Source organism: Streptomyces sp. NPDC020597, from assembly GCF_044335095.1.
Lineage (GTDB): Bacteria > Actinomycetota > Actinomycetes > Streptomycetales > Streptomycetaceae > Streptomyces.
The window spans coordinates 18,366-43,478 of sequence record NZ_JBIRUL010000017.1; the positions used below are offsets into that span (position 1 = coordinate 18,366).

Annotated in this window: 23 protein-coding genes; 13 read left to right on the top strand and 10 right to left on the bottom strand. The window is 73.3% G+C overall.

Going from position 1 to position 25,113, the window contains the following annotated elements; genetic code table 11:
• The first annotated feature begins 11 nt into the window (after positions 1-11).
• Positions 12-1,205, top strand: a complete 1,194-nt coding sequence (locus tag ACH4ZA_RS26170; RefSeq protein WP_398431903.1) for a glycosyltransferase — start codon at positions 12-14, stop codon at positions 1,203-1,205.
• 26 nt (positions 1,206-1,231) lie between these two features.
• On the opposite strand, the gene ACH4ZA_RS26175 is transcribed toward ACH4ZA_RS26170, so the two are convergent.
• Positions 1,232-2,566 carry a TerD family protein gene (locus ACH4ZA_RS26175; RefSeq protein ID WP_398431904.1) on the bottom strand — a complete coding sequence of 445 codons (1,335 nt, stop codon included), beginning with the start codon at positions 2,564-2,566 and terminating at the stop codon, positions 1,232-1,234.
• 279 nt (positions 2,567-2,845) lie between these two features.
• Between ACH4ZA_RS26175 and ACH4ZA_RS26180 the strand changes: the two genes are divergently transcribed.
• The 4 genes from ACH4ZA_RS26180 to ACH4ZA_RS26195 all read left to right on the top strand — a co-directional run bounded on the left by ACH4ZA_RS26180 (position 2,846) and on the right by ACH4ZA_RS26195 (position 7,539).
• Entirely contained in the window at positions 2,846-3,274 is a 429-nt protein-coding gene (locus ACH4ZA_RS26180) for a DUF6643 family protein (protein WP_398431905.1), read from the top strand.
• A 41-nt stretch (positions 3,275-3,315) separates the two neighbouring features.
• Positions 3,316-4,140, top strand: a complete 825-nt coding sequence (locus ACH4ZA_RS26185; protein ID WP_398431906.1) for an MOSC domain-containing protein — start codon at positions 3,316-3,318, stop codon at positions 4,138-4,140.
• A 238-nt stretch (positions 4,141-4,378) separates the two neighbouring features.
• Positions 4,379-4,984 carry a hypothetical protein gene (locus tag ACH4ZA_RS26190; RefSeq protein WP_398431907.1) on the top strand — a complete coding sequence of 202 codons (606 nt, stop codon included), beginning with the start codon at positions 4,379-4,381 and terminating at the stop codon, positions 4,982-4,984.
• A gap of 107 nt (positions 4,985-5,091) precedes the next feature.
• Positions 5,092-7,539 carry a right-handed parallel beta-helix repeat-containing protein gene (locus tag ACH4ZA_RS26195; RefSeq protein WP_398431908.1) on the top strand — a complete coding sequence of 816 codons (2,448 nt, stop codon included), beginning with the start codon at positions 5,092-5,094 and terminating at the stop codon, positions 7,537-7,539.
• Between the two features lie 89 nt (positions 7,540-7,628).
• Here the strand turns inward: ACH4ZA_RS26195 and ACH4ZA_RS26200 are convergent, their stop codons facing one another.
• Positions 7,629-9,947 (bottom strand): hypothetical protein, encoded by a 2,319-nt coding sequence (locus ACH4ZA_RS26200; RefSeq protein ID WP_398431909.1) that lies wholly within the window; start codon positions 9,945-9,947, stop codon positions 7,629-7,631.
• 277 nt (positions 9,948-10,224) lie between these two features.
• Between ACH4ZA_RS26200 and ACH4ZA_RS26205 the strand changes: the two genes are divergently transcribed.
• A complete protein-coding gene (locus ACH4ZA_RS26205) occupies positions 10,225-11,055 on the top strand; it encodes a DeoR/GlpR family DNA-binding transcription regulator (RefSeq protein ID WP_398431911.1) in 831 nt (276 codons plus the stop codon).
• A 55-nt stretch (positions 11,056-11,110) separates the two neighbouring features.
• Complete coding sequence (locus ACH4ZA_RS26210; RefSeq protein WP_398431912.1) at positions 11,111-11,581, top strand: SRPBCC family protein; 471 nt, start codon at positions 11,111-11,113, stop codon at positions 11,579-11,581.
• A 29-nt stretch (positions 11,582-11,610) separates the two neighbouring features.
• On the opposite strand, the gene ACH4ZA_RS26215 is transcribed toward ACH4ZA_RS26210, so the two are convergent.
• Complete coding sequence (locus ACH4ZA_RS26215; RefSeq protein WP_398431913.1) at positions 11,611-12,735, bottom strand: PLP-dependent cysteine synthase family protein; 1,125 nt, start codon at positions 12,733-12,735, stop codon at positions 11,611-11,613.
• A gap of 303 nt (positions 12,736-13,038) precedes the next feature.
• On the opposite strand from ACH4ZA_RS26215, the gene ACH4ZA_RS26220 reads away from it, so the two are divergent.
• Together ACH4ZA_RS26220 and ACH4ZA_RS26225 are read left to right on the top strand one after the other, a co-directional pair.
• Complete coding sequence (locus ACH4ZA_RS26220) at positions 13,039-13,362, top strand: hypothetical protein (protein WP_057582518.1); 324 nt, start codon at positions 13,039-13,041, stop codon at positions 13,360-13,362.
• A 243-nt stretch (positions 13,363-13,605) separates the two neighbouring features.
• Complete coding sequence (locus ACH4ZA_RS26225) at positions 13,606-14,109, top strand: ATP-binding protein (RefSeq protein ID WP_398431914.1); 504 nt, start codon at positions 13,606-13,608, stop codon at positions 14,107-14,109.
• A gap of 160 nt (positions 14,110-14,269) precedes the next feature.
• On the opposite strand, the gene ACH4ZA_RS26230 is transcribed toward ACH4ZA_RS26225, so the two are convergent.
• Positions 14,270-14,563 carry an SHOCT domain-containing protein gene (locus tag ACH4ZA_RS26230; protein WP_398431915.1) on the bottom strand — a complete coding sequence of 98 codons (294 nt, stop codon included), beginning with the start codon at positions 14,561-14,563 and terminating at the stop codon, positions 14,270-14,272.
• Positions 14,564-14,747: 184 nt separating this feature from the next.
• Between ACH4ZA_RS26230 and ACH4ZA_RS26235 the strand changes: the two genes are divergently transcribed.
• From ACH4ZA_RS26235 to ACH4ZA_RS26245, 3 genes are all read left to right on the top strand, one after another.
• On the top strand, positions 14,748-15,362 hold the full coding sequence (locus ACH4ZA_RS26235; protein WP_398431916.1) for a TetR/AcrR family transcriptional regulator: 615 nt from the start codon (positions 14,748-14,750) through the stop codon (positions 15,360-15,362).
• Entirely contained in the window at positions 15,338-15,922 is a 585-nt protein-coding gene (locus ACH4ZA_RS26240) for a DUF4865 family protein (RefSeq protein ID WP_398431917.1), read from the top strand. Before ACH4ZA_RS26235 ends, ACH4ZA_RS26240 begins: the two co-directional genes overlap by 25 nt.
• Positions 15,923-16,140: 218 nt before the next feature.
• Positions 16,141-16,326: a DUF1272 domain-containing protein gene (locus ACH4ZA_RS26245; protein WP_398431918.1), complete on the top strand. Its 186-nt coding sequence runs from the start codon at positions 16,141-16,143 to the stop codon at positions 16,324-16,326.
• A gap of 204 nt (positions 16,327-16,530) precedes the next feature.
• On the opposite strand, the gene ACH4ZA_RS26250 is transcribed toward ACH4ZA_RS26245, so the two are convergent.
• The 3 genes from ACH4ZA_RS26250 to ACH4ZA_RS26260 form a co-directional block, all read right to left on the bottom strand.
• Entirely contained in the window at positions 16,531-17,415 is an 885-nt protein-coding gene (locus tag ACH4ZA_RS26250; RefSeq protein WP_398431919.1) for an NAD(P)-dependent oxidoreductase, read from the bottom strand.
• Positions 17,416-17,581: 166 nt separating this feature from the next.
• Positions 17,582-18,826, bottom strand: coding sequence for an ROK family protein (locus ACH4ZA_RS26255; RefSeq protein ID WP_398431920.1), 1,245 nt, complete (start codon positions 18,824-18,826; stop codon positions 17,582-17,584).
• Between the two features lie 27 nt (positions 18,827-18,853).
• Complete coding sequence (locus ACH4ZA_RS26260; protein ID WP_398431921.1) at positions 18,854-19,516, bottom strand: alpha-ketoglutarate-dependent dioxygenase AlkB family protein; 663 nt, start codon at positions 19,514-19,516, stop codon at positions 18,854-18,856.
• Between the two features lie 83 nt (positions 19,517-19,599).
• Here ACH4ZA_RS26260 and ACH4ZA_RS26265 point away from each other — a divergent pair, with 83 nt between their 5' ends.
• Positions 19,600-20,751, top strand: a complete 1,152-nt coding sequence (locus ACH4ZA_RS26265) for a methyltransferase (RefSeq protein ID WP_398431922.1) — start codon at positions 19,600-19,602, stop codon at positions 20,749-20,751.
• A 29-nt stretch (positions 20,752-20,780) separates the two neighbouring features.
• On the opposite strand, the gene ACH4ZA_RS26270 is transcribed toward ACH4ZA_RS26265, so the two are convergent.
• The 3 genes from ACH4ZA_RS26270 to ACH4ZA_RS26280 form a co-directional block, all read right to left on the bottom strand.
• Positions 20,781-22,055: a collagen binding domain-containing protein gene (locus ACH4ZA_RS26270; protein WP_398431923.1), complete on the bottom strand. Its 1,275-nt coding sequence runs from the start codon at positions 22,053-22,055 to the stop codon at positions 20,781-20,783.
• Between the two features lie 147 nt (positions 22,056-22,202).
• The gene (gene htpG / locus ACH4ZA_RS26275) at positions 22,203-24,104 is read right to left on the bottom strand and encodes a molecular chaperone HtpG (RefSeq protein ID WP_398431924.1); all 1,902 of its coding nucleotides are present in this window, start codon (positions 24,102-24,104) and stop codon (positions 22,203-22,205) included.
• Between the two features lie 123 nt (positions 24,105-24,227).
• The gene (locus tag ACH4ZA_RS26280) at positions 24,228-25,091 is read right to left on the bottom strand and encodes a hypothetical protein (RefSeq protein ID WP_398431925.1); all 864 of its coding nucleotides are present in this window, start codon (positions 25,089-25,091) and stop codon (positions 24,228-24,230) included.
• Positions 25,092-25,113 lie beyond the last annotated feature (22 nt).

Consider the following 25,113-nt stretch of genomic DNA (forward strand, 5'->3'; position numbering starts at 1 on the left):
GGCCCCTTCGGGTGGGGAAGACTGCGCACGTGAGCGCCATTGTGTGGATCGCCGCCCTGTCCCTGGCCGCCTGGCTGTGGCTGCTGCTCTGTCAGGGCTTCTTCTGGCGCACGGACATCAGACTGCCGGACCGGACGGCGCCGCGGCAGTGGCCGTCGGTCTGTGTCGTCGTCCCCGCGCGCGACGAGGCGGCGGTGCTGCCCGCGAGCCTTCCCTCGCTGCTCCTCCAGGACTATCCGGGACGGGCCGAGATTTTCCTCGTCGACGACGGCAGCAGCGACGGCACGGGAGACCTGGCGCGCGCCCTCGCCCGGCGGCACGGCGGGCTCCCCCTGACCGTGGCCTCACCCGGCGAACCGCCTGCGGGCTGGACCGGGAAGCTGTGGGCGGTGCGGCACGGGGTCGGTCTGGCACGCGCGCGTGAGCCCGAATACCTCCTCCTCACGGACGCCGACATCGCGCACGCGCCCGACAGTCTGCGGGAACTGGTGGCGGCGGCCCGCACCGGCGGCTTCGACGCCGTGTCCCAGATGGCGCGACTGCGGGTGGAGAGTCCGTGGGAGCGACTGGTGGTGCCGGCGTTCGTCTACTTCTTCGCCCAGCTGTATCCGTTCCGCAGGATCGGGCGGCGCGGTGCGCGCACGGCGGCCGCGGCGGGCGGCTGCGTCCTGCTGCGCGCCGAGACGGCCGAGCGGGTGCGGATCCCGGACGCCATCCGGCAGGCGGTCATCGACGACGTGGCGCTCGCGCGGGCCGTGAAAAAAGCGGGCGGGCACATCTGGCTGGGGCTGGCCGACCGGGTGGACAGCGTGCGGCCGTACCCGAGGCTGCACGACCTGTGGCGGATGGTGTCGCGCAGCGCGTACGCACAACTGCGCCACAGCCCGGCGCTGCTGATCGGAACGGTGCTCGGCCTGATCCTGGTGTACCTCGTCCCGCCGCTCGCCCTCCTCTTCGGGCTCGCGGCCGGCAGCGCGCCGACGGCGGTGTGCGGCGCGCTGGCCTGGCTGGTCATGGCGGGGACGTACATCCCGATGCTGCGTCACTACCGGCAGCCGCCGTGGCTCGCTCCCGCGCTGCCGTTCACCGCGTTCCTCTACCTCCTGATGACGGTCGACTCCGCCGTGCAGCACTACCGGGGGCGCGGCGCGGCCTGGAAGGGCCGCACCTACACACGTCCGGACGCCGTCGCCGACGAGGGCTGAGCCGGGCCGGGACCCGGCCCGGGACCCTATTTGCGCCCCGGCGTCCAGTTCATGCCCCAGCCGTAGACGTGGTCGACGGTGCGCTGCGGGCTCACGCCGCGCTCGGGCACCAGATAGCGGGCCTCGCGCTGGACGACGAGGTCGCCGCCCTGGTTGGTGATGAGCGCCAGCGCGCAGACGGTCGAGGGGACGGTGCACTCGTCCAGGGAGAAGTCGACCGGTGCGCCGAACTGGGGCTGCAGCGTGACCGTGGCGTGCAGGTCGGCGAACGAGCGAGCGCCCTCGTAGATGGTCACGAAGACCAGGATGCGCCGGAAGTCGTTCTTGCGGTCGAGGTTGACGGTGAGGTTCTCGCCGCTCGACACCGCGCCCGTGCGGTCGTCGCCGTCGAGGTGGATGTACGGCGGCTGGTGCAGCGAGCCGAAGGCGTTGCCGAGGGCCTGGACCACGCCCTTGCGGCCGTCGGCGAGTTCGAACAGGGCGCACAGGTCGAGGTCGAGGTCGTTGTGCAGCGCGACCGCCCGTCCGCGCTTGCTTCCCCAGCCGGAGAACTGCTTGCGCACCTCCCAGTTGAGGTTGACGCGCAGGGCGCCCGACGTGCCGCCCTGTTTGGTCAGGGACACCGACGGGGCGGCCTTGGTGAGCGTCACCTTGGTGAGCCTGACCGGCGCGCCCGGCACCGTGGGCGGGGCGGGCGGGGGCGGCGGGGCCTGATGCAGGGGCGGGGGCACGGTGACCGGGAAGGCGGGCATGGTCGGCTGCTGGGGCGGCGGCGTCGGGGTGACGGGGGCGGGGGCCGGCGGGACGGGGGCCGCGGCGTGCTGGGGCTCGTCGACGGTGATGCCGAAGTCCGTGGCCAGACCCTCGAGACCGCTGTCGTAGCCCTGTCCGACGGCGCGGAACTTCCAGGCGCCCTGACGGCGGTAGAACTCACCCAGAACGAAAGCGGTTTCGACCGTGGCGCCCGCGCTGTCGAACCGGGCCACGACCGCGCCCTGCGCCGCGTCCCGCACCTCGATGTAGAGGTCCGGGATCCGGCCGAAGGAGCCGCCGTCCGACGAGGCGGCCAGGACGACGGTCTCGATCGAGGGCTCCACGCGCGCGAGGTCGACCAGGATGCCGTCGGTCACCCGTCCTCCGGCGTCGCGCTTGCCCTCGTGGCGGACGGAGCCGGAGGAGTGCGCGGGCTGGTTGTAGAAGACGAAGTCGGCGTCGGAACGGACCTTCCCGCCCACCAGCAGCAGCGCCGACGCGTCCGCGTCGGGAACACCCGGCCCGGAACGCCATCCCAGCTCGACGCGCAGCGCCGTGGTCGGCACCGGGACATTGGACCCCTTCGACATTGACATGTACGCCCCCATCGCGTGTCGGTGGACCGGGTCCAGGTCCCGGCGCCCCTCGGCTTGTCTACCGGCCAACCTATTCCGAGGGACCGCGGACGCCCATCGGGAACGCAGGATCAGCCCTGGCCAACCCCTGGTAACCCACCCGGAACTCGGCCATTACACGATCTACGCGCCGCTAGCCGTCCTTTTTTCCCAAGTTCGCTCGCATTGGGGATCCGAGGCTCCTACCGACACGGAAATCAACCCTCTTATCGGTCTCCCCAACCAGCACATCGTGGGCTTACCTTATGTGCCATGACCTCCCCCCGCTCCACCTACGGAGGCGGCTACTACTCCGCCTTCCCGGACACTCCGATCTACGACTCGCTCGTGGCCGAGCGGGGCACCCCGCAGATCGCTCCGATCCGGGTCCCCGCCGCGTACGACATGGGCAGCAGCAACCTGCCCGCGTTGCCGTCGGCGCTGCCCGCCCTTCCCGCGGGTCCCTCGCAGCAGTCCTACGGCTACCCGCAGGCGCAGCAGCCCGCGCCGCTGCAGCAGGCTCCGGCGGCCTACATCCCGCCGCAGGCCGTCGCGCCGCGCGGCTACCCCGGCCCGCAGGCGCAGCAGCAGCGTCCCGCCGGGCCCGGCATGAACTACGAGGCGATGCGCCCGGCCGCGCCCCGGCCGGCCGCGCCCCAGTACCAGGATCCGTACAACCAGCAGCAGTACCGCGGTTACTGAGCCGGTCCGGGGTCACCCGCGCCACCTGGCAAAATGACCCCATGCCTCTCGCGGAACTGGTGTCGATCCACGTCCATCCGGTCAAGGCGTTGCGGGGCCAGGCGCCCCGTGAGGCCGTCGTGGAGCCCTGGGGGCTGGCCGGGGACCGACGCTGGGCGCTGATCGACGACGGGGGAAAGGTCGTCACCCAACGCCAGCAGCCGCGCCTCGCACTGGCCGCCGCCGAGCTCCTGCCCGGCGGCGGCCTGCGTCTGTCCGCGCCCGGCCGTCCGTCCCTGACGGTCCCCGTGCCCTGTCCCATGCCCACGATGTCGCTGGAGATCTTCCGCGACAAGGTGGAGGGGGTCCTCGCCGACGCCGCCGCGCACGCCTGGTGCAGCGACTACCTGGGCGCGGACGTGCAGCTGGTCCACATGGACGATCCCGCCACCCGCAGGCCCGTCGACCCGGCGTACGCGCTGCCCGGCGAGACCGTGTCGTTCGCCGACGGATACCCGCTGCTCGTCGCCACGACCGCGTCGCTCGACGCCCTCAACTCAGCTGTCGCGAAGGGCCCGCACGCCGCCGAGGGGCCGTTGCCGATGAACCGTTTCCGGCCGAACCTGGTCGTGTCGGGCACCGATGCGTGGGCCGAGGACGGATGGTCGCGTGTGGTGGTCGGCGAGGTGGAGTTCCGGGTCGCCAAACCGTGCGGCCGGTGCGTGGTCACCACCACCGACCAGGACACCGCGGCGCGCGGCAGGGAGCCGCTGCACACCCTCGGACGGCTCCGGCGCATCGGCGGCGCGCTGCTCTTCGGCCAGAACCTGGTGCCGCTGTCCCGCGGCACGGTCAGGATCGGCGATCCGGTGCGCGTCACCGGCTGACATCCCGCCCGCCACCGCCCTCCTCACGTCGCGCTCCGGGCCGGGCCCGGGCCCGGCCCGGTCCGCCCCGTCGCGGGCGGGGGGCCGACGGGAACCCCTGCCCGGTTCCGGGGCGTTGGGAGAGGGTGAGCGACTCACGGGGGGCGTCGGCCTTGGTGATTTCGCTCTCTCTTTCACGGGACGCGCGTGCGGACGGCTCCGGCCGGGGTTGTCTCGTAGCGGGAAGGGGGTGGGGTCCATGCAGGCGATCGGCGGAATCTGGCGTTGGCGGCACAACCCGCTGCGCCGACGAACGGACCTGGTCGAGGCGTGGTTGGCCCTCTCCGCCCTGTTCCTGATCCTCCTCGTCGCCCCCGTCGCGGGCTCCGTCGTCGGCGCCGCGGCCCAGGGCACTCTGCAGCAGTCGGTCCGTGCGCAGCACGCGTCGCGCCACGAGGTGACGGCCACCGTGGTGCGCAGGGCGACCGGTTCGCCGGTGGAGGTGGACCCGGAGACGACCACCGGCAGGGAGACGCGGACCCGGGTCGTCGCCGACTGGACCGCGCCGGACGGCACGGCGCAGCACGGCACGGTCCTGGCCGGTCTCAGGACCCCGCACCGCGGCGACCACTTCGCGATATGGACGGACGGACACGGCCGTCTGACGGCCCGTCCCCTGGACTCCGCCACCGCCACGACACATGCCGTGCTCGCCGGCTTCGGCGCGGCCATGTTCACCGCGGGCGCCGTGGAGGGCGGCCGGCGGCTGGTCGTCTGGCGCATGGTCCGCCGCCGTTACGCCCGTTGGGACCGGGCCTGGGAGCGTGCGGGCCCGGACTGGGGGCGCACCGGCGCCGGCAGCTGACGGCCTTTCGCCTCTGGTCAACCCACTGCCCGCGCGCACGCTACGGTGGTCCGGCCGAAGCCTTCGGCATCAACCCGCGTACCACGAGGTGGGGGCACAGCAACGCCATGGCACAGGGCACGGTCCAGGTGACGCACACCGGCACATCGCGGTGGCGGCGCCGCACGGGTGAGTACGCATCGCTCGCCGCAGCCCTGGAGGCCGCGGCGGAGGGCGACGTCCTCACCATCGCTCCCGGCACCTACCGGGAGAACCTGGTCGTGGAGCGGCCGGTGACCCTGCGCGGTCCCGAGGGCTCCCCGGGCTCCGTGCGACTGGCTCCGGTGGACGGAGTGCCGCTGACGGTCCGGGCCTCGGCCGTCGTGCAGGACCTGCACGTGGAGGGTCAGGACGCTGCCGCGCCCGCGGTGCTCGTCGAGGAGGGCACGCCGGAGCTGCTGGACCTGCGGATCGTCACCCGGTCCGCGGCGGGCGTCGAGGTGCGCGGCAGCGCCCGCCCCACGGTGCGGCGGTGCACCGTCGACAACCCGGCGGGCATCGGCATCGCCGTGGTGGACGGCGGCGGGGGCGTCTTCGAGGAGTGCGAGGTCCTCGCGGCCGGCCAGGCCGGCATCGCGGTGCGCGGCGGCGCGCGTCCGCGGTTCGAGCGCTGCCGTGTGCACCACACCGCGGGGGCGGGCCTGAGCGCGACCGGCGACCACACCGCGCTCGAGGCGGTGGGCTGCGAGGTGTACGAGGTCCGGGGCAGCGGCGTGCAGGTCAGCGCGCGGGCCACGGCCCATCTCACCGACTGCGACGTGCACCGCACCACCGCCGACGGCGTCACCCTCGACACCGACGCCGTGCTCACCCTGGCCGACTGCCGTATCCACGACATCCCGGAGAACGCCGTCGACCTGCGGTCCCGTTCCGTCCTGACGCTGACCCGCACGACGGTGCGTCAGTTCGGGCGCAACGGGCTGTCCGTCTGGGATCCGGGCACGCGCGTGGACGCCAACCAGTGCGAGATCTTCGACAGCACCGGTGACTATCCGGCCGTCTGGGTGAGCGACGGCGCCACGGCGGTGCTGGACTCCTGCCGGGTGCACGACGTGCCGGACGCCCTGTTCGTCCTCGACCGCGGCTCCCGTGCGGACGTCGTCGACAGCGACCTCTCCCAGGTGCGCAACACCGCGGTGTCCGTGAGCGACGGCGCCACGGCACAGCTGGACGACTGCCGGATCCGGGACGCGGCGACCGGCGCCTGGTTCCGCGACCACGGCAGCGGCGGCACCCTCGACAACTGCACCATCGACGGCACGCAGACGGGCGTGATCGTCACCAAGGGCGCCGACCCGACCGTCGAGCGCTGCACGGTCGACTCCCCCGCCGAGGCCGGGTTCTATGTGTCGGCCGGCGGCCGCGGCAGCTTTCTGAACTGCAAGGTGACCAACAGCGGGGGCTACGGCTTCCACGTCATAGACGGCAGCCGCACCACGCTCCGCAAGTGCCGGACCGAGCGCTGTGCGCGCGGCGGCTACGAGTTCGCCGACGCCGGTGCGGAGTCCGCGTCCGGTTCGGCGCCCGTGGTCGAGGACTGCAGCAGCGACGAGAGTACGGGCGTGCGCTCGCCAGGGGCTCCGGTCGCCCTGGAGACGGTCGTGCAGACGACCGTCCGGTCCCCGGGCCTGCTCGGCGTGCTGCCCGATCAACGCGTCGCCGTGCCGGAACCGCAGCCGGCCGCTCTGGAGCCGCAGTCGCCGGTGCGGACCTCGCAGGACGTGCTCGGCGAGCTGGACACCCTGGTCGGTCTGGACAGCGTCAAGCGCGAGGTGCGGGCCCTCATCGACATGATCGAGGTGGGCCGGCGCCGTCAGCAGGCGGGGCTCAAGGCGGCGTCCGTCAAGCGCCACCTGGTCTTCACCGGCTCCCCCGGAACGGGCAAGACGACGGTCGCGCGCCTGTACGGCGAGATCCTCGCCGCTCTCGCCGTGCTGGAGAAGGGCCATCTCGTCGAGGTGTCCCGGGTGGACCTGGTCGGCGAGCACATCGGTTCGACGGCGATCCGCACCCAGGAGGCGTTCCAGCGGGCGCACGGCGGCGTGCTGTTCATCGACGAGGCGTACGCGCTGTCGCCGGAGGACGCCGGCCGGGACTTCGGCAAGGAGGCCATCGACACGCTGGTGAAGCTGATGGAGGACCACCGCGACTCCGTCGTCGTGATCGTGGCGGGCTACACGGCGGAGATGGAGCGGTTCCTGTCGGTCAACCCGGGTGTGGCGTCCCGTTTCTCACGGACCATCACCTTCGGCGACTACGGCCCGGACGAGCTGCTGCGGATCGTGCAGCAACAGGCCGAGGAGCACGAGTACCGGCTCGGTCCGGGCGCCGCGGACGCGCTGCTGAAGTACTTCACGGAACTCCCGAAGGGCCCCGCCTTCGGCAACGGCCGCACCGCCCGCCAGACGTTCGAGGCGATGGTGGAACGGCACGCGAGCCGTGTCGCGCAGGTGGCGGAGCCCAGCACGGACGACCTCACCCTGCTGTACGCGGAGGACCTGCCGGAGCTGCCCTGACCCTCCAGGACCGCCGGTCATGCAGACCCGCCGGCCCGTCACGGCCTCCGGCCCTTCCCTGCCTCCGTCGCCTCACGACCCCGGCCGCTTCAGGACCGCTGCACCGGCACCTCCCCCGCCGGCCTCTCGGGCCGCAGCCTCCCCAGCAGCAGTTCGCGCTCCTCGGCGAAGGCCGGGTCGGCCTGGTAGTCGGAGTGTCCGAGGACGGGCGCGGGCAGCGGATGGTCCTCGCTGCGGCCGTACGCCAGGGGGTCGGCGAGCGGCTCGCGGTCCACCTGCGGGCCGCAGCCGTCGCCGGACAGCCGTACGGGGCCGCCGATGGGATCGGTCGGCCGGTACAGGTTGCGCCAGCAGTCGATGTCCTCGTGCAGGGCGGCCAGCGCGGCCGGTCCGAAGTGGGCGGGGAACCAGCGGCCGTAGAGGCGCTCGATCGGGGAGCCGTAGGTGAGCAGGGCGACGCGGGCCCGGTCGGAGGGTTTCAGCTGCCAGGCCGCCGCGGCCGCGAGGACGCTGCCCTGGGAGTGCCCCGAGATGACGAGCCGCCCGCCCGTGGCCCGCGTCCAGGTGGTCATGCGCCAGGTCAGGTCGGGTACGGCGCGCTCCGCGTAACAGGGCGGGGCGAAGGGGTGCGCGGCGCGCGGCCAGAACGTGCCGACGTCCCAGAGGATGCCGATCGTGCGCCGCGCGGAGACGTCCTTGTAGGCGCGCCGGCCCCAGGTCACGAACAGGATGAAGCCGAGCCCGATCATCCAGGAGCCCAGCGCCTGGGCGGTCTGGGCGGCGCCCTGCACGAAGGGGGCCGCCGTCTGCGCGGCCCGGACCGGGGTCCGTCCGGTGCCGAAGGCGCCGACGAGCGCGCCCGCGCCGAGGAGCAGGGTCGTGGTGGCGACCACGGCGACCAGGAGCGGGCCGCGGTCGGTGAGCGCGGCCGTCGCACGGGCCCGGGCGATGAGCCGGGTGCGCGCCGCGTCGCCCGAGCGCACCTCGTACGTCCGGATCACCTCCTTCTCCTCGGCCCGGATCAGCAGCAGGGTGCGGCGGGCGAGCAGCGCGCACACCGCCAGCACCACCGCGAGCAGCACCGGTATGGCGGCCGCCTGCCAGGTCAGCAGCACCGGCGGGCCTTCGAGGAAGGTCCCGGTGCCGTCGAGCCAGTCCGACACCCGCTGCGACACCCCGCCGGACATGACGCCGCCCAGCGCGCAGGCCAGCATCGCGACGGCCGGTCCGCCGAGGCCGTGCAGCGCGCAGCGCTCCGGCGGCGCGTCCGGCCCGTGTCGTCGCGGGCAGTGGTGCAGGGTGCGGGCGACGACGGCGAGGGCGATCACCAGGGCGCCCTGGGCGAGCGCCAGTGCGCCGAAGGTCGCGTCGCCCGGCAGCCGGCCCTCGGACCTCCAGCCCGGGCGGTCCCATCCGGCGTACACCAGGGTGAGGGCGAGCAGCACGAGGGCGGCCGACGGCAGCCCGTGCACGAGGCAGGCGTCGACGCGCCGGTCGAGGCGGCGCTCGCTGCGGCCCCGGCGGCACACCACCCACACCGTGGCCAGCGCGCCCGCGGCCAGGGAGGCCTCCAGGGCGCGGCCCAGCAGGTCGAGGAGGGCGGGGCCGCCGGGCCTGCGGTCCTCGCGCGCGGCCGCCGTGCCGACCGCCGCGGCGATCGTCAGCAGGCCGGCGGCGGTGTGCGCGGCGCGGAGCCTTGCGACCAGGCGGCGCCCGTACCAGAAGCCGGGCCGGCCGAGCGCCGTGTGCGCGGGGCCGGTCTCCGGCTCGGGCGCGCGGTCCAGGGGTTCCTGGGACTCGTACGCCCGCCAGGTGCGGTGGGACAGGTACCACAGGAGCGCCGTGAGCGCGGCCGGCAGCAGGGCGGCGAGGGCGAGCCTGCGGCCCGGCCCGCTCCACCAGCTGCCGTCCGAGACGGCCGGTGACAGGAAGCCGAGCCAGGTGTGGCGTTCGGCGCAGGCGGTCGTGCCCGCGCACTGCCAGGCCGTGAGGTCGAGGGCGACCTCGCAGGCCGCCGCCACCAGGAGGACCGTCAGGCTCAGCGCCGCGAGCCGCACCAGCAGGCCGTACACCCGCACCGCGCGGGTGCCCTCCCGCGCGGCGGGGCGCATCCAGTGGGCGAGGTTGACGACCATGAACGGCAACAGCAGCAGCCACAGGGCGCGGGTGCCGTTGCCGGACGTGAGGTTGGACCACACATACGCCTCGGGGACGGGAACGCCGCGGCCGCGGTCGTCGCCGGGGCCGGTGTCGGCGGCGACGTCGTCGGCCCGGCGGTAGACGGCCGCCGTCCCGTCGCCGGTGATCCGCACGGTGCGCGGATCGTTCAGCATCTTCTCGGGCGTGGCGCCGCCCACGCCGTGGACCAGAAGTTCCAGGGCGGCTCCGCCCGCAGAGGCAGGTTTCACGATGCGCACTTCCCCCATGACACGCCTTCGAATGTGTCCGTGCGGGCATAAGGATCGCCACTTCGGACGCGTGATACACCTCCGGTCACGGAATCTCCGCCTGGTGTGCGAGGGACCGGCGCCCACCGCGGTGGCATGCACGCGTCGGGGTGGTGGTACAGCTGTGACCCCGCCGTGCGAGGATGGGACGCCCGCACACCGGCGTCGGGGGCGAACGTCCTCGTCGGAGCAGGTGAGCGGCCCGTCGGACGGCTTGAGGGAAAGGACCGGAGCGTACGTGAGTGAGAATCAGAACCTCCTCGCGGAGCAGCGGCGCTCCCTGATCCTGGACGAGGTCCGACGCCGGGGCGGCGTCCGCGTCAACGAGCTGACCCGAAAGCTCGGCGTGTCGGACATGACGGTGCGGCGTGATCTGGACGCGCTGGCCCGGCAGGGCGTGCTGGAGAAGGTGCACGGCGGCGCGGTGCCGGTGGTGGAGGCGAGCACCCACGAGCCGGGCTTCGAGGCGAAGTCGGGTCTGGAGCTGACCGCCAAGGAGGACATCGCCAAGGCCGCGGCGCAACTGGTCGCCCCGGGGAGCGCGATCGCGTTGTCGGGCGGTACGACCACCTACGCGCTCGCCCATCACCTGGTGGACGTGCCGGACCTGACCGTGGTGACGAACTCGGTGCGCGTCGCGGACGTCTTCCACGTGGCGCAGCGCACCGCGGGCCCCCGGCAGGGCGCGGCCACGGTCGTACTGACGGGCGGGGTGCGCACGCCGTCGGACTCACTGGTGGGGCCGGTCGCCGACCAGGCCATCGCGGCACTCCACTTCGACGTGCTGTTCCTCGGCGTGCACGGCATATCGGCCGAGGCCGGGCTGTCGACGCCGAACCTCGCGGAGGCCGAGACCAACCGGCGGCTGGTGCAGTCGGCGCGCCGGGTCGTGGTGGTCGCCGACCACACCAAGTGGGGTGTGGTGGGCCTGAGTTCGTTCGCCGCGCTGGAGCAGGTCGACACGCTCGTGACGGACGCCGGTCTGCCGGAGGCGGCCCGCACGGAGATCTCCGAACACCTGCGTCGACTGACGGTCGCGGGCGAGCCCGACGAGGGTGCAGACATCTGAGAGGACGGCGGCTAGGGTGGCGCACCCGTTTCCCCGCCATGCGGAGGTCGCGCGTATGCCTCGCCGGTTGCGTCCCGAAGGGCTCGACTTCGTCCGGACCGCCCCCGTGCGGCTGGTCTACGCGGCGGAGGTGTCCGCTCCCCCCGAGCACGTCTTCCGTGCGCTCGCCGAGGACGTGCCCGGGTGGGCGCAGTGGTTTCCGGCCGTGACGTCCGCCGAGCCGCTGGACGGCGGGGCGGCGCGCGAGGTGCGCCTGCGGGGCGGCACGCGTTTTCGTGAGACGGTCCTCGCGGCGAAGGAGCCGGAGGTGTACGCCTACCGCGTCGACGTCACCAACGCTCCGGGCGTCGGGGCACTGGTCGAGGAGTGGCGGCTTGCGCCGGCCGGGGCGGGGACGCGCGTGCAGTGGACGTTCGCCGCGGACGGCCCCGGGGCGTTCCGGGCGGTGCTTCGACTGGCCCGGCCGGGGCTCGGACGATCGTTCCGCGGGGCCGTGAAGCGGCTGGACCGCCGGCTCTCCGGCTGAGCGCGGCGCCCCGTGGTGGGCGCTCCGGTTCAGTCCTGCCACACGCCGGTGGCCAGCAGCGTCTCGATCACCGCCGCGTAGGGGGCGATGTCCAGGCCCTGCTGGGCGAGCCAGTCGTCGGAGTAGTACTTGTCCAGGTAGCGGTCCCCCGGGTCGCACAGCAGGGTGACGACGCTGCCCCGGCGGCCCTCGGCCACCATCTCGGCGACGATCTTGAGCGCGCTCCACAGCCCGGTGCCCGTCGAGCCGCCCGCCTTGCGGCCGATGGCCCGTTCCAGGGCGCGCACCCCGGCGACGCTGGCGGCGTCGGGGACCTTCATCATGCGGTCGACGGCGCCGGGGACGAAGCTGGGCTCCATCCGGGGCCGGCCGATGCCCTCGATGCGTGACCCGCAGTCGCAGGTGACGTCCGGATCGCCGCTCGTCCATCCCTCGAAGAAGCACGAGTTCTCCGGGTCGGCGACACAGATGCGGGTGTCGCGCTGGGTGTAGTGGACGAAGCGCGCGAGGGTGGCGGAGGTGCCGCCGGTGCCGGCCGTGGCGACGATCCAGGCGGGCTCCGGGAACCGCTCCAGCTCCAGTTGACGGAAGATGGATTCGGCGATGTTGTTGTTGCCGCGCCAGTCCGTGGCCCGCTCCGCGTAGGTGAACTGGTCCATGTAGTGGCCCTCGAGGTCCGTCGCGAGGCGTGCCGACTCCTCGTACATCGTGCGGGAGTCGTCGACGAAGTGACACCGCCCGCCGTGGAACTCGATCAGTCGGATCTTCTCGGCGCTCGTCGTACGCGGCATGACGGCGATGAAGGGCACGCCGATCAGCTTGGCGAAGTACGCCTCGGACACGGCCGTCGAGCCGCTGGACGCCTCGATCACCGGGCGGTCCGGCCTGATCCAGCCGTTGCACAGGCCGTAGAGGAAGAGCGAGCGGGCGAGCCGGTGTTTGAGGCTGCCGGTGGGGTGGGTGGACTCGTCCTTGAGATAGAGGTCGATCCCCCAGCTCTCCGGGAGCGGGAAGCGCAGCAGGTGGGTGTCGGCCGAGCGGTTGGCGTCCGCCTGGACTCTGCGGACGGCTTCTTTCAGCCAGTCGCGGTAGGCGGCGTCGCTGCGGTCGACGTCGAGGGTGGCGCCGGTCCTGGTGGGCGGGGAGGTGGTCACGGCGGGGCTCCTTCGGACTTCGCGCCGACGGTGGTCCGCGCGGCCGACACTCCGATCATAAACATCTTCCACACGCTTCTCACCTGCATAAACACTGCTTTGAGGCACTCAAAGGCGGCCCTGGGGGCGGATGCGTGCGCCGGGGGCGCATTCATGCGAATGCTCCGGACGGCCCCTTGTGGACGTGCGGACGCACTGGTGCTCGAGGACAGGCGCGGGCAGACTGCACCGGGTCGGGGCGAGCCCCGCACAGGGGCGCGCACCGGGTCACGGACGACTTCGAACGCGAGGGGGCGGAAGGGCATGGCGGAGCCGGAGTTCACGGCTACGGGCGTGCGTATCGGGAAGCGGCTGCGCTCGCTCACCCGGGCCGGGCAGGTCCGCATCAGCGACGGCAGGCTGGAGTTGCTGACCAGCTACGGCAGCGAGATCGACAGCGCGCCCGTGCAGGCGGTCCGCGCCTCGAAACCCTGGTTCGCCCCGGAGGACCGGGCGCTGGCCGACCTCAACGGCAACCGGTACCTGCTGACGCTCGGCGAGCACGACCCCGCACCGGGCGAACCCGGACCGCCTGCGGCGCGCCGCTTCATCGAGGCCGTGCGCAGGGCGGCGGGACGCGGCGGCTGAGCCGCAGGGGGCGGGAGACCGGCCCGGGTGGCCGAATCACCGCGAGTTGCGCCACCGCATCCGCTGCGTCACTCTGGTCTCACGTCACTCTGGGTTTACCGGCGATAACGCTGCGAACCAGCCCGCCGGCCAAGACAGCAGGCGGCCGCCTTGCGCAGACGCCCTGCTCGATCCGAACTCCGTGTTCTTCCGGACCTCAGTCGGGGAGTCGCAGCCGTGATCAGCAACCCAAGCAGGCACTGCATGGTGGAGCTTCAGGCCCTGCCGTCGCGGATCGGTCAGGTCCGCAGAATCGTATCGGCGCAGTTGCGCTACTGGCACATGGATCCGCTGATAGACCGGGCCGCGCTCGGTGTGACGGAGCTGTTGACCAACGTCCACCTGCACGCCCAGCCCGACAAGACCTGCGTCGTCGAGATGGAGCTGCTGCTCGACCGGCTGACCGTCTCCGTGCGCGACCACGATCCGCGACTGCCGGTCGTCAAGGCCGCCGAGACGCTCTCCACCTGCGGACGCGGACTGGCCATGGTGGCCGCGGTCAGCGAGAGCTGGGGCGCCCGGCCGGAGGGAGAGTCCGGCAAGGTCGTGTGGTTCACCCTGCCGGCGCCCGTCGCCGCGCGGGAGCTCGCGGCGCGTCCGCCGCGCCGCACCCCGCGCGAGCAGGCCGCTCCCCGGTTCACGGAGGTCGTCTCCGTCGACGATCTGCGGCCCGCGCATGCCCCCGCCCGGTCGGCCGTCGTCGGTTGACCGGGCGGTGACGTCCCGCACGGCGAGGCGCCCCCGCGCCCGGTGTGCCGGCCCCCGCCGGGGGCCGGCACACCGGGCGCGGGCGTTCCCGGTCGGGACGCGAACGCCGGTGGCGTCGTCCACCTCCGCCTCCGTGGCGTCGACGGCCCCTGCGGCGTGATCACGCCGTGCCGCCCCTGCCCATGCGGCCGAACTGCTCGTCCAGGACGGACAGTCGCCGCCAGTACTCGTCCTCGTCGATCTCGCCGGAGGCGAAGCGGCGGCCGAGGACCGCGAGGGGCGAGTCGCCGGTGGGGCGGGGGTCTCGCGGCGCGCCCCAGGGACCGGGGCGGCCGCGCCACACGGTGCGGCGCAGCAGCGTGACCGCGCCGATCACCACGGCCGCCCAGATCAGCGGGAGGAACAGGATCCACGGGCCGGGGCCGCCGCCCTGCCAGTCGGCCAAGGTGTTCATCTCGGGTCATCTCCTCAGGGGATCTGCAAGGGGACCTTGCAACGGGACGTGCTCGACGTCTCGAGAGTCCCGCCGGACGGGGGTCCGCGTCGTCGCACGGTCGGCGTCACTGTGCGTACCTCCCCGGGAGTACGGGGACGGGCCCCGGATGCTCCCCGGGCTCTCGACTTCTGTACCTACTGGTATGTACAGTCGCTTCATGGGCACATCGGAGCGACTGATCGAATCCACCCGGGAACTGCTCTGGGAGCGCGGATACGTGGGGACGAGCCCCCGGGCGATCCTGCAGCGGGCGGGGGCGGGACAGGGCAGCATGTACCACCACTTCAAGGGCAAGCCCGATCTCGCCTCGGCGGCGATCCGGCGGACCGCCGAGGAGATGCGCGCCGGCGTCGAGGAGGTGCTGAACGGGCCGGGCACGCCCTACGAGCGCATCGAGGCGTATCTCACGCGCGAGCGCGACGTGTTGCGGGGCTGCCCCCTCGGGCGGCTGACGATGGACCCGGACGTCGTCGCGAACGACGCGCTGCGTGGACCCGTGGACGAGACGATCGACGGGATCCGCGAACTGATCGCCCACATCGTCGAAGAGGGCAAGGAACAGGGGCAGTTCGGCCCGGAGCTGGACGGCGAGGCGATCGCCGCCACCGTCGTGGCCACGGTTCAGGGCGGCTATGTGCTGGCCCGCGCGGCCGGTTCGCCGGCCGCCTTCGACGCGGGCGTCCGCGGACTGCTCTCCCTGCTCGCCCCCCGCCCGGCCCGCCAGGAGGCCCCGTGCACGCCATGCAGTACGAGCTGACCCTGCCCGCCGACTACGACACGCGCGTCATCCACGCGCGCGTGGCCCGTGTCGGGCGCCGGCTGGACGACTGGGCGGGCCTCGGTCTCAAGGCGTACCTGCTGCGCGAGCGCGGGGTGCACGGCTCACCGGTCAGCCAGTACGCGCCGTTCTATCTCTGGAACACGGTGGAGGGCATGAACGCCTTCCTGTGGGGCGCCGGGTTCCAGGGCCTGAGCGACGACTTCGGGCGCCCGGCGGTCCGCCAGTGGACGGGACTGGCCTACGAGGAGGGAGTCGCCGCCGACGCTCCGGCCCGGTTCGCCGTACGGCGGCGCCGGCCTCTTCCGGACGGCGGCCCGGTCTCCGCCGCGGTGCGGGAGTCGGTGGACGAGGCGCGACGGCTGGCGCGGGAGGACGGCGCGGTGCTCGCGGCCGCCGCCGTGGACACGAGCCGGTGGGAGACGGTGCACCTGTCCCTCTGGGAACACGCCGCACCGACGGCCGAGGGAGAGCTGTTCCAGGTGCTGCACCTGTCCGCGCCCGGTCGGGCCGCGCTCCCCGCAGGCCGCCAGTGGTGAAGCGATGACCGGGGTACCGGCGGTCACCACACGGGCGACGACCGGCACGGGGTGGCCGTGACCGGCGCGGGGTGGTCGTGACCGGCACGGGTGGCCGTGCGGTGAAGCGGGCAGGCCCGATCCTGTCGAAGCGTGGCCTGCCGGACCGCCGACGGACGTCCGTGCTCGCCCGACCATGGAGGACGACGAACCGACCCCGACGAGGAGCACGTACCGCGATGGCCCTGGAGATGCGCGACCGCTGCGAACGCTGCACCACCGCCGCCCTGCCCCCCGACGGGCCGGCCCGGATCTGCTCCTACGAGTGCACGTTCTGCGTGCCGTGCGGGGAGGCCATGGGCGGCGTGTGCCCGAACTGCGGCGGGGAGCTGGTCCCCCGGCCGCGCCGAGCCTCGGCCGGCTGACGGGACGCCCGGTCGCCGTCCGTCAGCGCGCCAGGCCGGGCCGGCGATCGGCCTCGGGCCACGCGCGTGTCCACGATCCATCCCTCGTCCAGGCCATCGGCGGGCGGCCGTCGCCGTCCGGGGGCAGGGGTCGGCGTGACCCCGCACTTCGGCGGCCTCGGGCGGCGGCGGGGGCCGGGTCACCGGATCTCCCCCCGGGCTTTCTCAGTCGGTGCTGTCGAAGCTGGCGAAGTAGGCGGCGGCCATGTCCTCGTCGCCGTGGCCCTGCGCGGCGGCCCGCTCCAGACGCTCGGCGCTCGCGGCCGCCACGTCCAGGCGGACGCCGTTCCCCCGCCCGGCCTCCACGATCAGCCGGGCGTCCTTGGCGGCCGTCGCCACCGCGAACTGGGCCGGCGTGAGCCGTTCGTCGAGAATCAGGGCCGCCTTCGCCTTCAGGTACCCCATGTCGAGCGGGCCGCCCTCGATCAGTGCGAAGAACGCCTCCGGGTCGACGCCCAGGGACTGCGCCAGCGCGAGCACCTCCCCGGTGGCGGCGGTGGCCGCGATCACCCAGCTGTTGGCCACCAGCTTGAGCCGCGTGGCGGTGCCCGCGCCGCCGTCCTCGCCGGTCCACACGGTCCGGGCCCCCACGGCGTCGAAGACGGGGGCGACCGCGGCCCGGCTCGCCGAGGGACCGGCCGCGAGGACGGTCAGCTGCCCGGCCTCGGCCGGCTGACGGGTGCCCAGGACGGGGGCGTCGAAGAACGCGAGACCGTGTGCGTGGGCGAAGGCCGCCAGGTCGGCCACGGCCTCGATCCCCGCGGTCGTCGACTGCACCCAGGCCGTCCCGGCGCGCAGGGCCGGAGCGGCCTCGCGCATCACCTCCAGGGTGGCGGGTCCGTCGTAGAGCATGGTCAGCACGACGTCCGCGCCCTCGACGGCCTCCGCGGGCGCCGCCGCGACGTGGACGCGGTCCGCGGCCAGCGGCTCCGCCTTGGCGCGGGTGCGGTTCCAGACGCGGACGGTGTGGCCGGCCCGGGCGATGCTGCGGGCCATAGCGGCGCCCATGATGCCGGTGCCCAGGACGCTGACGGTCAGATGGTCTGTCATGCCGTCAACCTACGTCCGCATGTGGGCCACCGGCGCCATTCGCATGGCACGGCGGCCACCGGGGTGCGGCCTTTCGGCCGACGGCTGACCGACCGTCATGGGCGCGTCGACCAGGACCGGGTCGGCGCCTGCCCCGAGGCCGCCGAGAGGGCGGACGCGGCGCGTCTCATGCCGCGGTGAGCGCGCCGAGCGGGTCGTCCAGGACCGGCTGCCAGGCAAGCTCGGCCGCACCCACCAGGCTGTTGTGGTCGAGGGAGCAGGCGAGGACCGGCACCCCGCCGTTGTGTCCCCAGAGGCTGCGCTCGGTGACGACCGCCCGGAGCCGGTCGGGGTCGGCGGCGAGAAGGGTGCGGTGCAGTCCGCCGAGGATGATGCGGTCGGGGTTGAGGATGTTCACCAGACCCGCCAGGCCGAGGCCGAGCCGGTCGATCAGGGCGCCGACGGCCATCCGGACGACCGGGTCGCCGTACTCCTCGCGGATCAGTTCGTTGGCCTGCTGGAGCAGGGAGCCCTCGGGACCGGGCTGCCGGCCGGCGGTGTTCAGCAGGGCGAGCGGATCGGCCTCCACGTCGAGACAGCCGCGGCTGCCGCAGTAGCAGGCCCGTCCCTCGGGGTTGACGGTGAGGTGTCCGACCTCGAGGGCCAGTCCCGAACTGCCGGTGTGCAGACGGCCGTCCAGCACGAGTGCGCCGCCGACGCCCCGGTGCCCGGTGGCCACGCACAGCAGGTCGCGGGCGCCGCGTCCGGCCCCGTGGCGGTGTTCGGCCAGGGCGGCCAGGTTGACGTCGTTGGCCGCGAACGCCGGTCCGGTGACTCCGGCGGCGCGGGTCCGCTCGGCGAAGATCTCCCGCACGGGCGCGCCCGCGGGCCAGGCCAGATGCAGGGGGTTGAGCGCCAGCCCTTCGGGTTCCGTGATCGCGGAGGGCACGGCGAGCCCGGCGCCCACGCAGCGCCGGCCGGTCCGCCGCAGCAGCTCCGCGCCCGCGTCCACGGCCGCCCCGAGCACCTTCGCGGGGTCGGCGTCGACGGCCTCACAGCTGGGCGTGGTGGCGACGATCCGGCCTCCGAGACCGACCAGCGCGGCCCGGAAACCGTCGGCGTGCACCTGTGCCGCCAGGACGACGGGGCCGTCCTGCGCGACTTCGAGCCGGTGGGAGGGGCGGCCCTGCGAACCGGCGGCGGCGCCTGGCCGAGCGTCCACCCGGATCAGGCCCAGCGCGACGAGCTCGGCGGCGACCGCGCCGGCCGTTGCGCGGGTGACCCCGAGCTCGGCCGTGAGCACCGCGCGGGTGGGCGCCCGCCCGGTGTGCACGAGCTCCAGCGCGGGCCCGAGCGCACCACGCCCCCGGTCCAGCCGCGCCCTCGAGGTGGTCCTTTCCCCCGCCGGCCGGGGGTCCGCCTTGCCGCTCATGAGGGCGAGTCTCCCATGATCCGTTGCTCAGCCGGCGTCGGGGAAGCCGCTCACCCGCAGGGTGATGTTCAGCCGTCCCGTCAGGCCCAGCGCGGGCGGAGCCGTCCCCGGCAGCACGCGTGGCACCCCGTGGTACGCGAGCCGGGAGGCGCCGCCGAACACGAAGAGGTCGCCGCTGCGCAGCTCGACGTCGGTGTAGGGCCGTGTCCGGGTCCGCGGGTTGCCGAAACGGAAGACGCAGGAGTCCCCGAGGCTGAGGGAGACCACGGGCGCGTCGGACTTCTCGTCGGCGTCCCGGTGCATGCCCATCCGGGCGTCGCCGTCATAGAAGTTGATCAGCGCGATGTCGTACGCGGCCGCGCGGGACTCCTGCGGTCCGAGCGCGTCGGCCACCGCGCGCCGGCCCAGCTCGTCCAGCCAGCCGGGGAACGGCTTGACGGGCGTGCCGTCGCCGTCGGTGACGGTGCGGGCATAGGCGTACGGGCGCCAGTGCCAGCCCAGACAGACCTGGCGGGCGGTCATCGTGCCGCCGCCGGGCGTGCGGACCGTGCGCAGACCGGCCGGCGGACGGGCCCAGTCCCGGCACGACCCGAGCAGCTCGAGCTGGCGGGCCGCGTCCAGCCAGTCGGGCAGGTGCACCGCTCCCGGCGCGACCTCGGCACGCCCACGGGGGAACAGCTCCGTGTCCATGAACCCATCCTCCCGCATCGCCGTGCTGCCGCCGCCCGGCGGTGACACCGCGTCTGAACTGCGGCTCGGTTAGCCTGACCACGATGAACGACCGTATGACGACGCCGTGGGGCGAGGTCGAGCTGGCCCGCCACCCCGAGGACCCGCGCGATCAGCTGCGCGCCTGGGACGCTTCCGACGCCTACCTGCTCAGACACCTCGCGGCGCAGGACGTCCCGCTGAGCGGCACGGTGGTGGTGCTGGGCGACCGCTGGGGTGCGCTGGTGACGGCGTTGGCGGCGCACCGGCCGACGCAGATCACCGACTCCTGGCTCGGGCAGGAGGCGACCCGGGCCAATCTGGCGCGGGCCGGCGTCGAGACCGGATCCGTGCGGCTGCTCACCACCCAGGACCCGGCGCCGGAGCGGATCGACGTGCTGCTGGTGCGCGTCCCGAAGAGCCTCGCGCTGCTGGAGGACCAGTTGCTGCGGCTGGCGCCCGCCGTCCACGCGGGCACGGTCGTCGTCGGCGCGGGCATGGTGAAGGAGATCCACACCTCGACGCTGAAGCTGTTCGAGCGGATCCTCGGGCCGACCCGGACCTCCCTCGCCGAGCAGAAGGCCCGGCTGGTCTTCTGCACCCCCGACCCGTCGCTGAAGCGGCCCGCCAGCCCGTGGCCGTACGTGTACGACCTGCCCGGCGACCTCGGCTCCCCGCTGTCCGGCCGTCCGGTCGTCAACCACGCGGGGGTGTTCTGCGCCGACCGCCTCGACGTCGGCACCCGGTTCTTCCTCCGGCATCTGCCGAGCACCGGGGGCGACCGCCGGGTCGTCGACCTGGGGTGCGGCAACGGGATCGTCGGCACGGCGGTGGCGCTGGCCGATCCGCGGGCGGAGGTGCTGTTCACCGACGAGTCGTTCCAGGCGGTGGCGTCGGCGGAGGCCACCTACCGGGCGAACGGGGTGCCGGGGCACGCCGAGTTCCGGGTCGGGGACGGGCTGGCCGGCGTCGCCGACGCCAGTGTGGACGTCGTGCTCAACAACCCGCCGTTCCACTCCCACCAGGCCACCACCGACGCGACGGCGTGGCGCATGTTCACGGGGGCCCGGCGCGCGCTGCGGCCGGGCGGCGAGCTGTGGGTGGTCGGCAACCGGCACCTGGGCTACCACGTCAAGCTCCGGCGGCTGTTCGGCAACAGTGAACTGGTCGCCGGGGACCGGAAGTTCGTGGTGCTGAAAGCAGTCAGGCGAGGGTGAGTCCCGCCGACGACCCGAGGCCGCCGCGGCTAGGTCGTGTGGGCGAGTTCGATGTCGTGGTCGCTCACGTCGGCGCCGCCGAGGCTGACGTCGTCGGCCCGGGGCGGGTAGCCCGACGCGATGACCGTGTACGGGCCCTCGTCCAGGTCGGTGAAGGCGTACGTCCCGTCGCCGCCGGTCGTGGCGGTCGCCACGACGTTGCCCGCGGCGTCCACGAGGGTCACCCGGGCATCGCACGCCGGAGCGCCCGCGGCGCGTACCGTGCCCCGCACCTGCGTGCCGGGCCGCAGCTCGACGTCGACCCGGGTGGCGCCGGCGACGCCGATCTCGACGGGCTGTGCCAGCGGCCGACGCCCCGGAGAGCTGACCGCGAGGACGACGTCCCCCGGCACCAGGTCGGCGACGGTGAACTCACCCTTGCCGTCGGTCCGTGAGGTGGCCAGCACATCGCCGTGCACGTCCATGACGACGACCACCGCCCCCGCCAGCGGCGCTCCGTCGCCCGTGGAGCGGACCGCGCCGACCAGACCGGTGGAGCTGCTGAGCAGCACGTCGTGCTGGACGGACGCCGCCCCGACCACGACGGTCGCGGCCTGCGGCTGGTGGCCGTCGGCCGAGGCGATGAGCACGTAGGCCCCTGTCCCGGGCGTCAGTTCGTAGGAACCGTCGAGGCCGCAGACTGCGCGGCCCACCTGGCGCCCGCCCAGCGAGATCAGCGTGACGGCGGCACCGGCCACCGGCAGGCCCTCGGCGCCCCGCACCCGCCCGCGCACCGCTCGGCCGCCTGCGGCCGGTCCGCCGTCGTCCAGTCCGGGAACCGTGGCGACGAGCTCCGCGACGGCGCGGGCCAGCGGCACCGCCACGGCCGCGCCCGCCGCCCGCGCCTCCCCGGCCGTGCCGACGCCCGGCTGCTCGCCGCTCGGTTCGATCGAGGCCGGTTCGACGCGGGCCGGTTCGACGCGGGCCGGTGCGGTCCGCACCGGCGCCGTCCGGGCCGGTTCGACGCAAGAGGGTGCGATCGGCTCGTCGGAACACGATGCGGCCGGCGCTGCAGTGGTCGCGGTGCGCCGCCCCGGAAGGAACGCTGCGACGGCCAGGGCGAGGATCGCGGCTCCGGCTCCCGCCGCCATGACCATGTCGAACCTGCCGCCCGTGGGCAGTGCGCCGCCGCCGAGGTCGCCGGTCATCCGGACCAGGATCACGCCGGCCACGGCGACGAAGGCCGGCACCGCCAGGGCGACACCGACCCGGGGCGCCGCGGCCCCCTCCTCGATCCGGCCGGATCGGGTCTGCGCAGGGGACATGGGCCGGGCCTCCGTGGGGGGTGCGGTGCTGCACGACTGCGCAGCATCCTAGGCCCGCTTGATTTACTCAAGCAACTGGCATGTTCGGTGTGCGGCGTGTGAAAGATCCGGGCAGGGAAACCCTGCCCGGAACCCCTTTCCCGCCCGTTACAGCGCGCGCTCCAGGCTGTCCGCCACCAGCTTCACGAACCGGCCCGGCTCCTTCGGCCGCCCGCCCTCGGCGAGCACGGCAAGGCCGTGCAGCAACTCCGCAGTCTCCGCGAGACCGGAGCGGTCCTCGCGCTCCTGGTAGGCCTTGTTCAGTCCCCTGACGAGCCGGTGCTCGGGGTTGAGCTCGAGGATCCGCCGGGCCCGCGGCACCTCCTGCCCCATCGCCCGGTACATGTTCTCCAGCGCCGGGGTGAGATCGTTCGCGTCGGAGACGATGCAGGCCGGCGACACCGTGAGCCGGGAGGACAGCCGCACCTCCTTGACGTCCTCGTCCAGGTGCTCGTTCATCCAGGAGAGCAGCGCGGCGTACTCCTCGCTCTGCTTCTCCCGCTCGCCGTCCGCCTGTTCGCCGCTCTCCCCGTCGAGGTCGACCTCGCCCTTGGCGACCGACCGCAGCGGCTTGCCGTCGAACTCGCCCACCACGTCGGCCCACACCTCGTCCACCGGGTCGGTGAGCAGCAGGACCTCCACGCCCTTCGCCCGGAACGCCTCCATGTGCGGGGAGTTCTCGATGCTCTGCCGGGACTCGCCGGTCAGGTAGTAGACGGCGTCCTGGCCCTCCTTCATCCGCTCGACGTAGCCGCGCAGGGTGGTCGGCTCGTCCTCGCTGTGCGTGGTGGCGAAGGAGGAGACCGCGAGAAGCGCGTCGCGGTTGTCGGCGTCGGACAGCAGCCCTTCCTTGAGGACGGCGCCGAACTCCCGCCAGAACGTGGCGTAGCGGTCGGGCGCCGCGGTCATCATGTCCTTGACCGTGGACACGACCTTCTTGGTGAGCCGCCGCTGCATCATCCGGATGTGCCGGTCCTGCTGCAGAATCTCGCGGGAGACGTTCAGCGAGAGGTCGGCGGCGTCGACCACGCCCTTGACGAAGCGCAGGTACGGCGGCAGCAGCGCCTCGCAGTCGTCCATGATGAAGACGCGCTTCACATACAGCTGCACACCGCGCTTGTAGCCCTGGTTATACAGGTCGTGCGGGGCGTGCGAGGGCACGAACAGCAGCGCCTGGTACTCGAAGGTGCCCTCCGCCTGCAGCCGGACGGTCTCCAGCGGCTCGCGCCAGTCGTGGCTGATGTGCTTGTACAGCTCGTGGTATTCGTCGTCGGACACCTCGTCGCGCGAACGCGCCCACAGGGCCTTCATCGAGTTCAGCGTCTCGGGAGCGGGCGCCGCGTCGTCGCCTTCGCCCTTCTTCGGGGTCATCCGGATCGGCCAGGTGATGAAGTCCGAGTAGCGCTTGACGATCTCCCGGATCGTCCACTCCGAGGTGTAGTCGTGCAGCTTGTCCTCGTCGTCGGCAGGCTTCAGGTGGAGGGTGACGGAGGTGCCCTGCGGGGCGTCGTCGACGGCCTCCAGGGTGTACGTCCCCTCGCCGCGCGACGACCAGCGGGTGCCGTGGGCCTCCCCTGCCCGCCGGGTGACCAGGGTCATCTCGTCCGCCACCATGAAACCGGAGTAGAAACCGACGCCGAACTGTCCGATCAGCCCCTCGGCGTTGCCCGCGTCCTGCGCCTCGCGCAGTTCCCTGACGAACTGGGCCGTGCCCGAGTTGGCGATCGTGCCGATCAGCCGCCCGACCTCGTCGTACGACATCCCGATGCCGTTGTCCCGCACGGTGAGGGTACGGGCCTCGGGGTCGGTCTCGATCTCGATGTGCAGGTCGGAGACGTCGGCGTCGGGCGCGTCCTCGCGCAGCGCGGCGAGGCGCAGCTTGTCCAGCGCGTCGGAGGCGTTGGAGACGAGCTCGCGCAGAAAGACGTCCTTGTTCGAGTAGACCGAGTGGATCATCAGCTGCAGCAACTGACGGGCCTCTACCTGGAACTCAAACGTTTCGGTCGACATGGTTCGCGTGTTCCTCACAGGTTCCGAAAGAGCTCCTGAACTGGCGGAAGCCACTTTAGGACACCTTCTCGGGCTGCGCGGGCCGTGGTGCGCAATGCTCCCCGCCGAACGCGCGGCGGGGTGTCAGCGCATGAGCGCGGCGCGCACGGTGAGGCCGTAGCCGACGCGGAGCCGGCGCAGTTCCCAGAGGGCGACCGCGCTGACCGACAGCGGTGCGCCCAGCAGGAGCAGGATCCGCACCGGCCCCGGAACGCCCTCGTACGCGCCGGTGAACACGTCGATCACCGTCGACTCCCACACCAGCACCATCGCCAGCAGCGGCGGGACCGTCTCGTGGATGTCCGCGGTGCGGAACACGTGCACGAGGGACATCCCGACGCCGTAGACGACGAACGGCAGAACCCACAGGATCAGGAACAGCGCGACGACGACGGTGATCACGGTCGTTGCGGGACCGGTTGCGAAACGGCCGTCGAGGAGGCCGGTCAGCACGGCCGCAGGAAACAGGGCGACTGCGGCGATGATCGCCACGATCGAGCCGAACGGCTTGGCCGCCCGGCGCAGCAGCTCGCGACGGGCCGGCGGGCGCGCCGCGCCGATCAGTGCGCCGACGACCAGGGGGAGCGTCACCGCGAGGACGAGGACGTCGTTCCAGGTCTGATCCACCCGGTCGTCGGCGAAGTCCCCGACGGACGCGACGAGTTTGTAGGAGATCATCACCCACACCAGGGCGGCCAGTCCGACGGCGGTACGGATCCGCTGCATGCGGGTGACCGCCGGATCGTCGATCCGGCCGGGCCGAGACGGCCGGAACACCGTACGGCCCACCGCGATCGGCCCGACGGCCCCCCACCATCGCCGGAACAGGCCCACGCGGGGCATCGGTTGCGGAAACGGCTGCGGCAACGGCTGCGGCCCGTAGGGGCCGTGGGGAGGGTGGTACGGGTCGTGCGGCGGCTGTCCGCCGGTCTGGTTCCAGGCGTTCATGATGTCGGCTCCCCCGAGGCAC

Excerpts from the sequence above, each read along its gene's own strand:
- ACH4ZA_RS26270 (WP_398431923.1), bottom strand. The coding sequence starts at position 22,055 with ATGTCCCCTGCGCAGACCCGATCCGGCCGGATCGAGGAGGGGGCCGCG.
- ACH4ZA_RS26265 (WP_398431922.1), top strand. The coding sequence starts at position 19,600 with ATGAACGACCGTATGACGACGCCGTGGGGCGAGGTCGAGCTGGCCCGC.
- ACH4ZA_RS26225 (WP_398431914.1), top strand. The coding sequence starts at position 13,606 with ATGGTGGAGCTTCAGGCCCTGCCGTCGCGGATCGGTCAGGTCCGCAGA.
- htpG (WP_398431924.1), bottom strand. The coding sequence starts at position 24,104 with ATGTCGACCGAAACGTTTGAGTTCCAGGTAGAGGCCCGTCAGTTGCTG.
- ACH4ZA_RS26260 (WP_398431921.1), bottom strand. The coding sequence starts at position 19,516 with ATGGACACGGAGCTGTTCCCCCGTGGGCGTGCCGAGGTCGCGCCGGGA.
- ACH4ZA_RS26250 (WP_398431919.1), bottom strand. The coding sequence starts at position 17,415 with ATGACAGACCATCTGACCGTCAGCGTCCTGGGCACCGGCATCATGGGC.
- ACH4ZA_RS26220 (WP_057582518.1), top strand. The coding sequence starts at position 13,039 with ATGGCGGAGCCGGAGTTCACGGCTACGGGCGTGCGTATCGGGAAGCGG.
- ACH4ZA_RS26195 (WP_398431908.1), top strand. The coding sequence starts at position 5,092 with ATGGCACAGGGCACGGTCCAGGTGACGCACACCGGCACATCGCGGTGG.
- ACH4ZA_RS26255 (WP_398431920.1), bottom strand. The coding sequence starts at position 18,826 with ATGAGCGGCAAGGCGGACCCCCGGCCGGCGGGGGAAAGGACCACCTCG.
- ACH4ZA_RS26210 (WP_398431912.1), top strand. The coding sequence starts at position 11,111 with ATGCCTCGCCGGTTGCGTCCCGAAGGGCTCGACTTCGTCCGGACCGCC.
- ACH4ZA_RS26230 (WP_398431915.1), bottom strand. The coding sequence starts at position 14,563 with ATGAACACCTTGGCCGACTGGCAGGGCGGCGGCCCCGGCCCGTGGATC.
- ACH4ZA_RS26245 (WP_398431918.1), top strand. The coding sequence starts at position 16,141 with ATGGCCCTGGAGATGCGCGACCGCTGCGAACGCTGCACCACCGCCGCC.
- ACH4ZA_RS26280 (WP_398431925.1), bottom strand. The coding sequence starts at position 25,091 with ATGAACGCCTGGAACCAGACCGGCGGACAGCCGCCGCACGACCCGTAC.
- ACH4ZA_RS26190 (WP_398431907.1), top strand. The coding sequence starts at position 4,379 with ATGCAGGCGATCGGCGGAATCTGGCGTTGGCGGCACAACCCGCTGCGC.
- ACH4ZA_RS26180 (WP_398431905.1), top strand. The coding sequence starts at position 2,846 with ATGACCTCCCCCCGCTCCACCTACGGAGGCGGCTACTACTCCGCCTTC.
- ACH4ZA_RS26185 (WP_398431906.1), top strand. The coding sequence starts at position 3,316 with ATGCCTCTCGCGGAACTGGTGTCGATCCACGTCCATCCGGTCAAGGCG.
- ACH4ZA_RS26235 (WP_398431916.1), top strand. The coding sequence starts at position 14,748 with ATGTACAGTCGCTTCATGGGCACATCGGAGCGACTGATCGAATCCACC.
- ACH4ZA_RS26175 (WP_398431904.1), bottom strand. The coding sequence starts at position 2,566 with ATGGGGGCGTACATGTCAATGTCGAAGGGGTCCAATGTCCCGGTGCCG.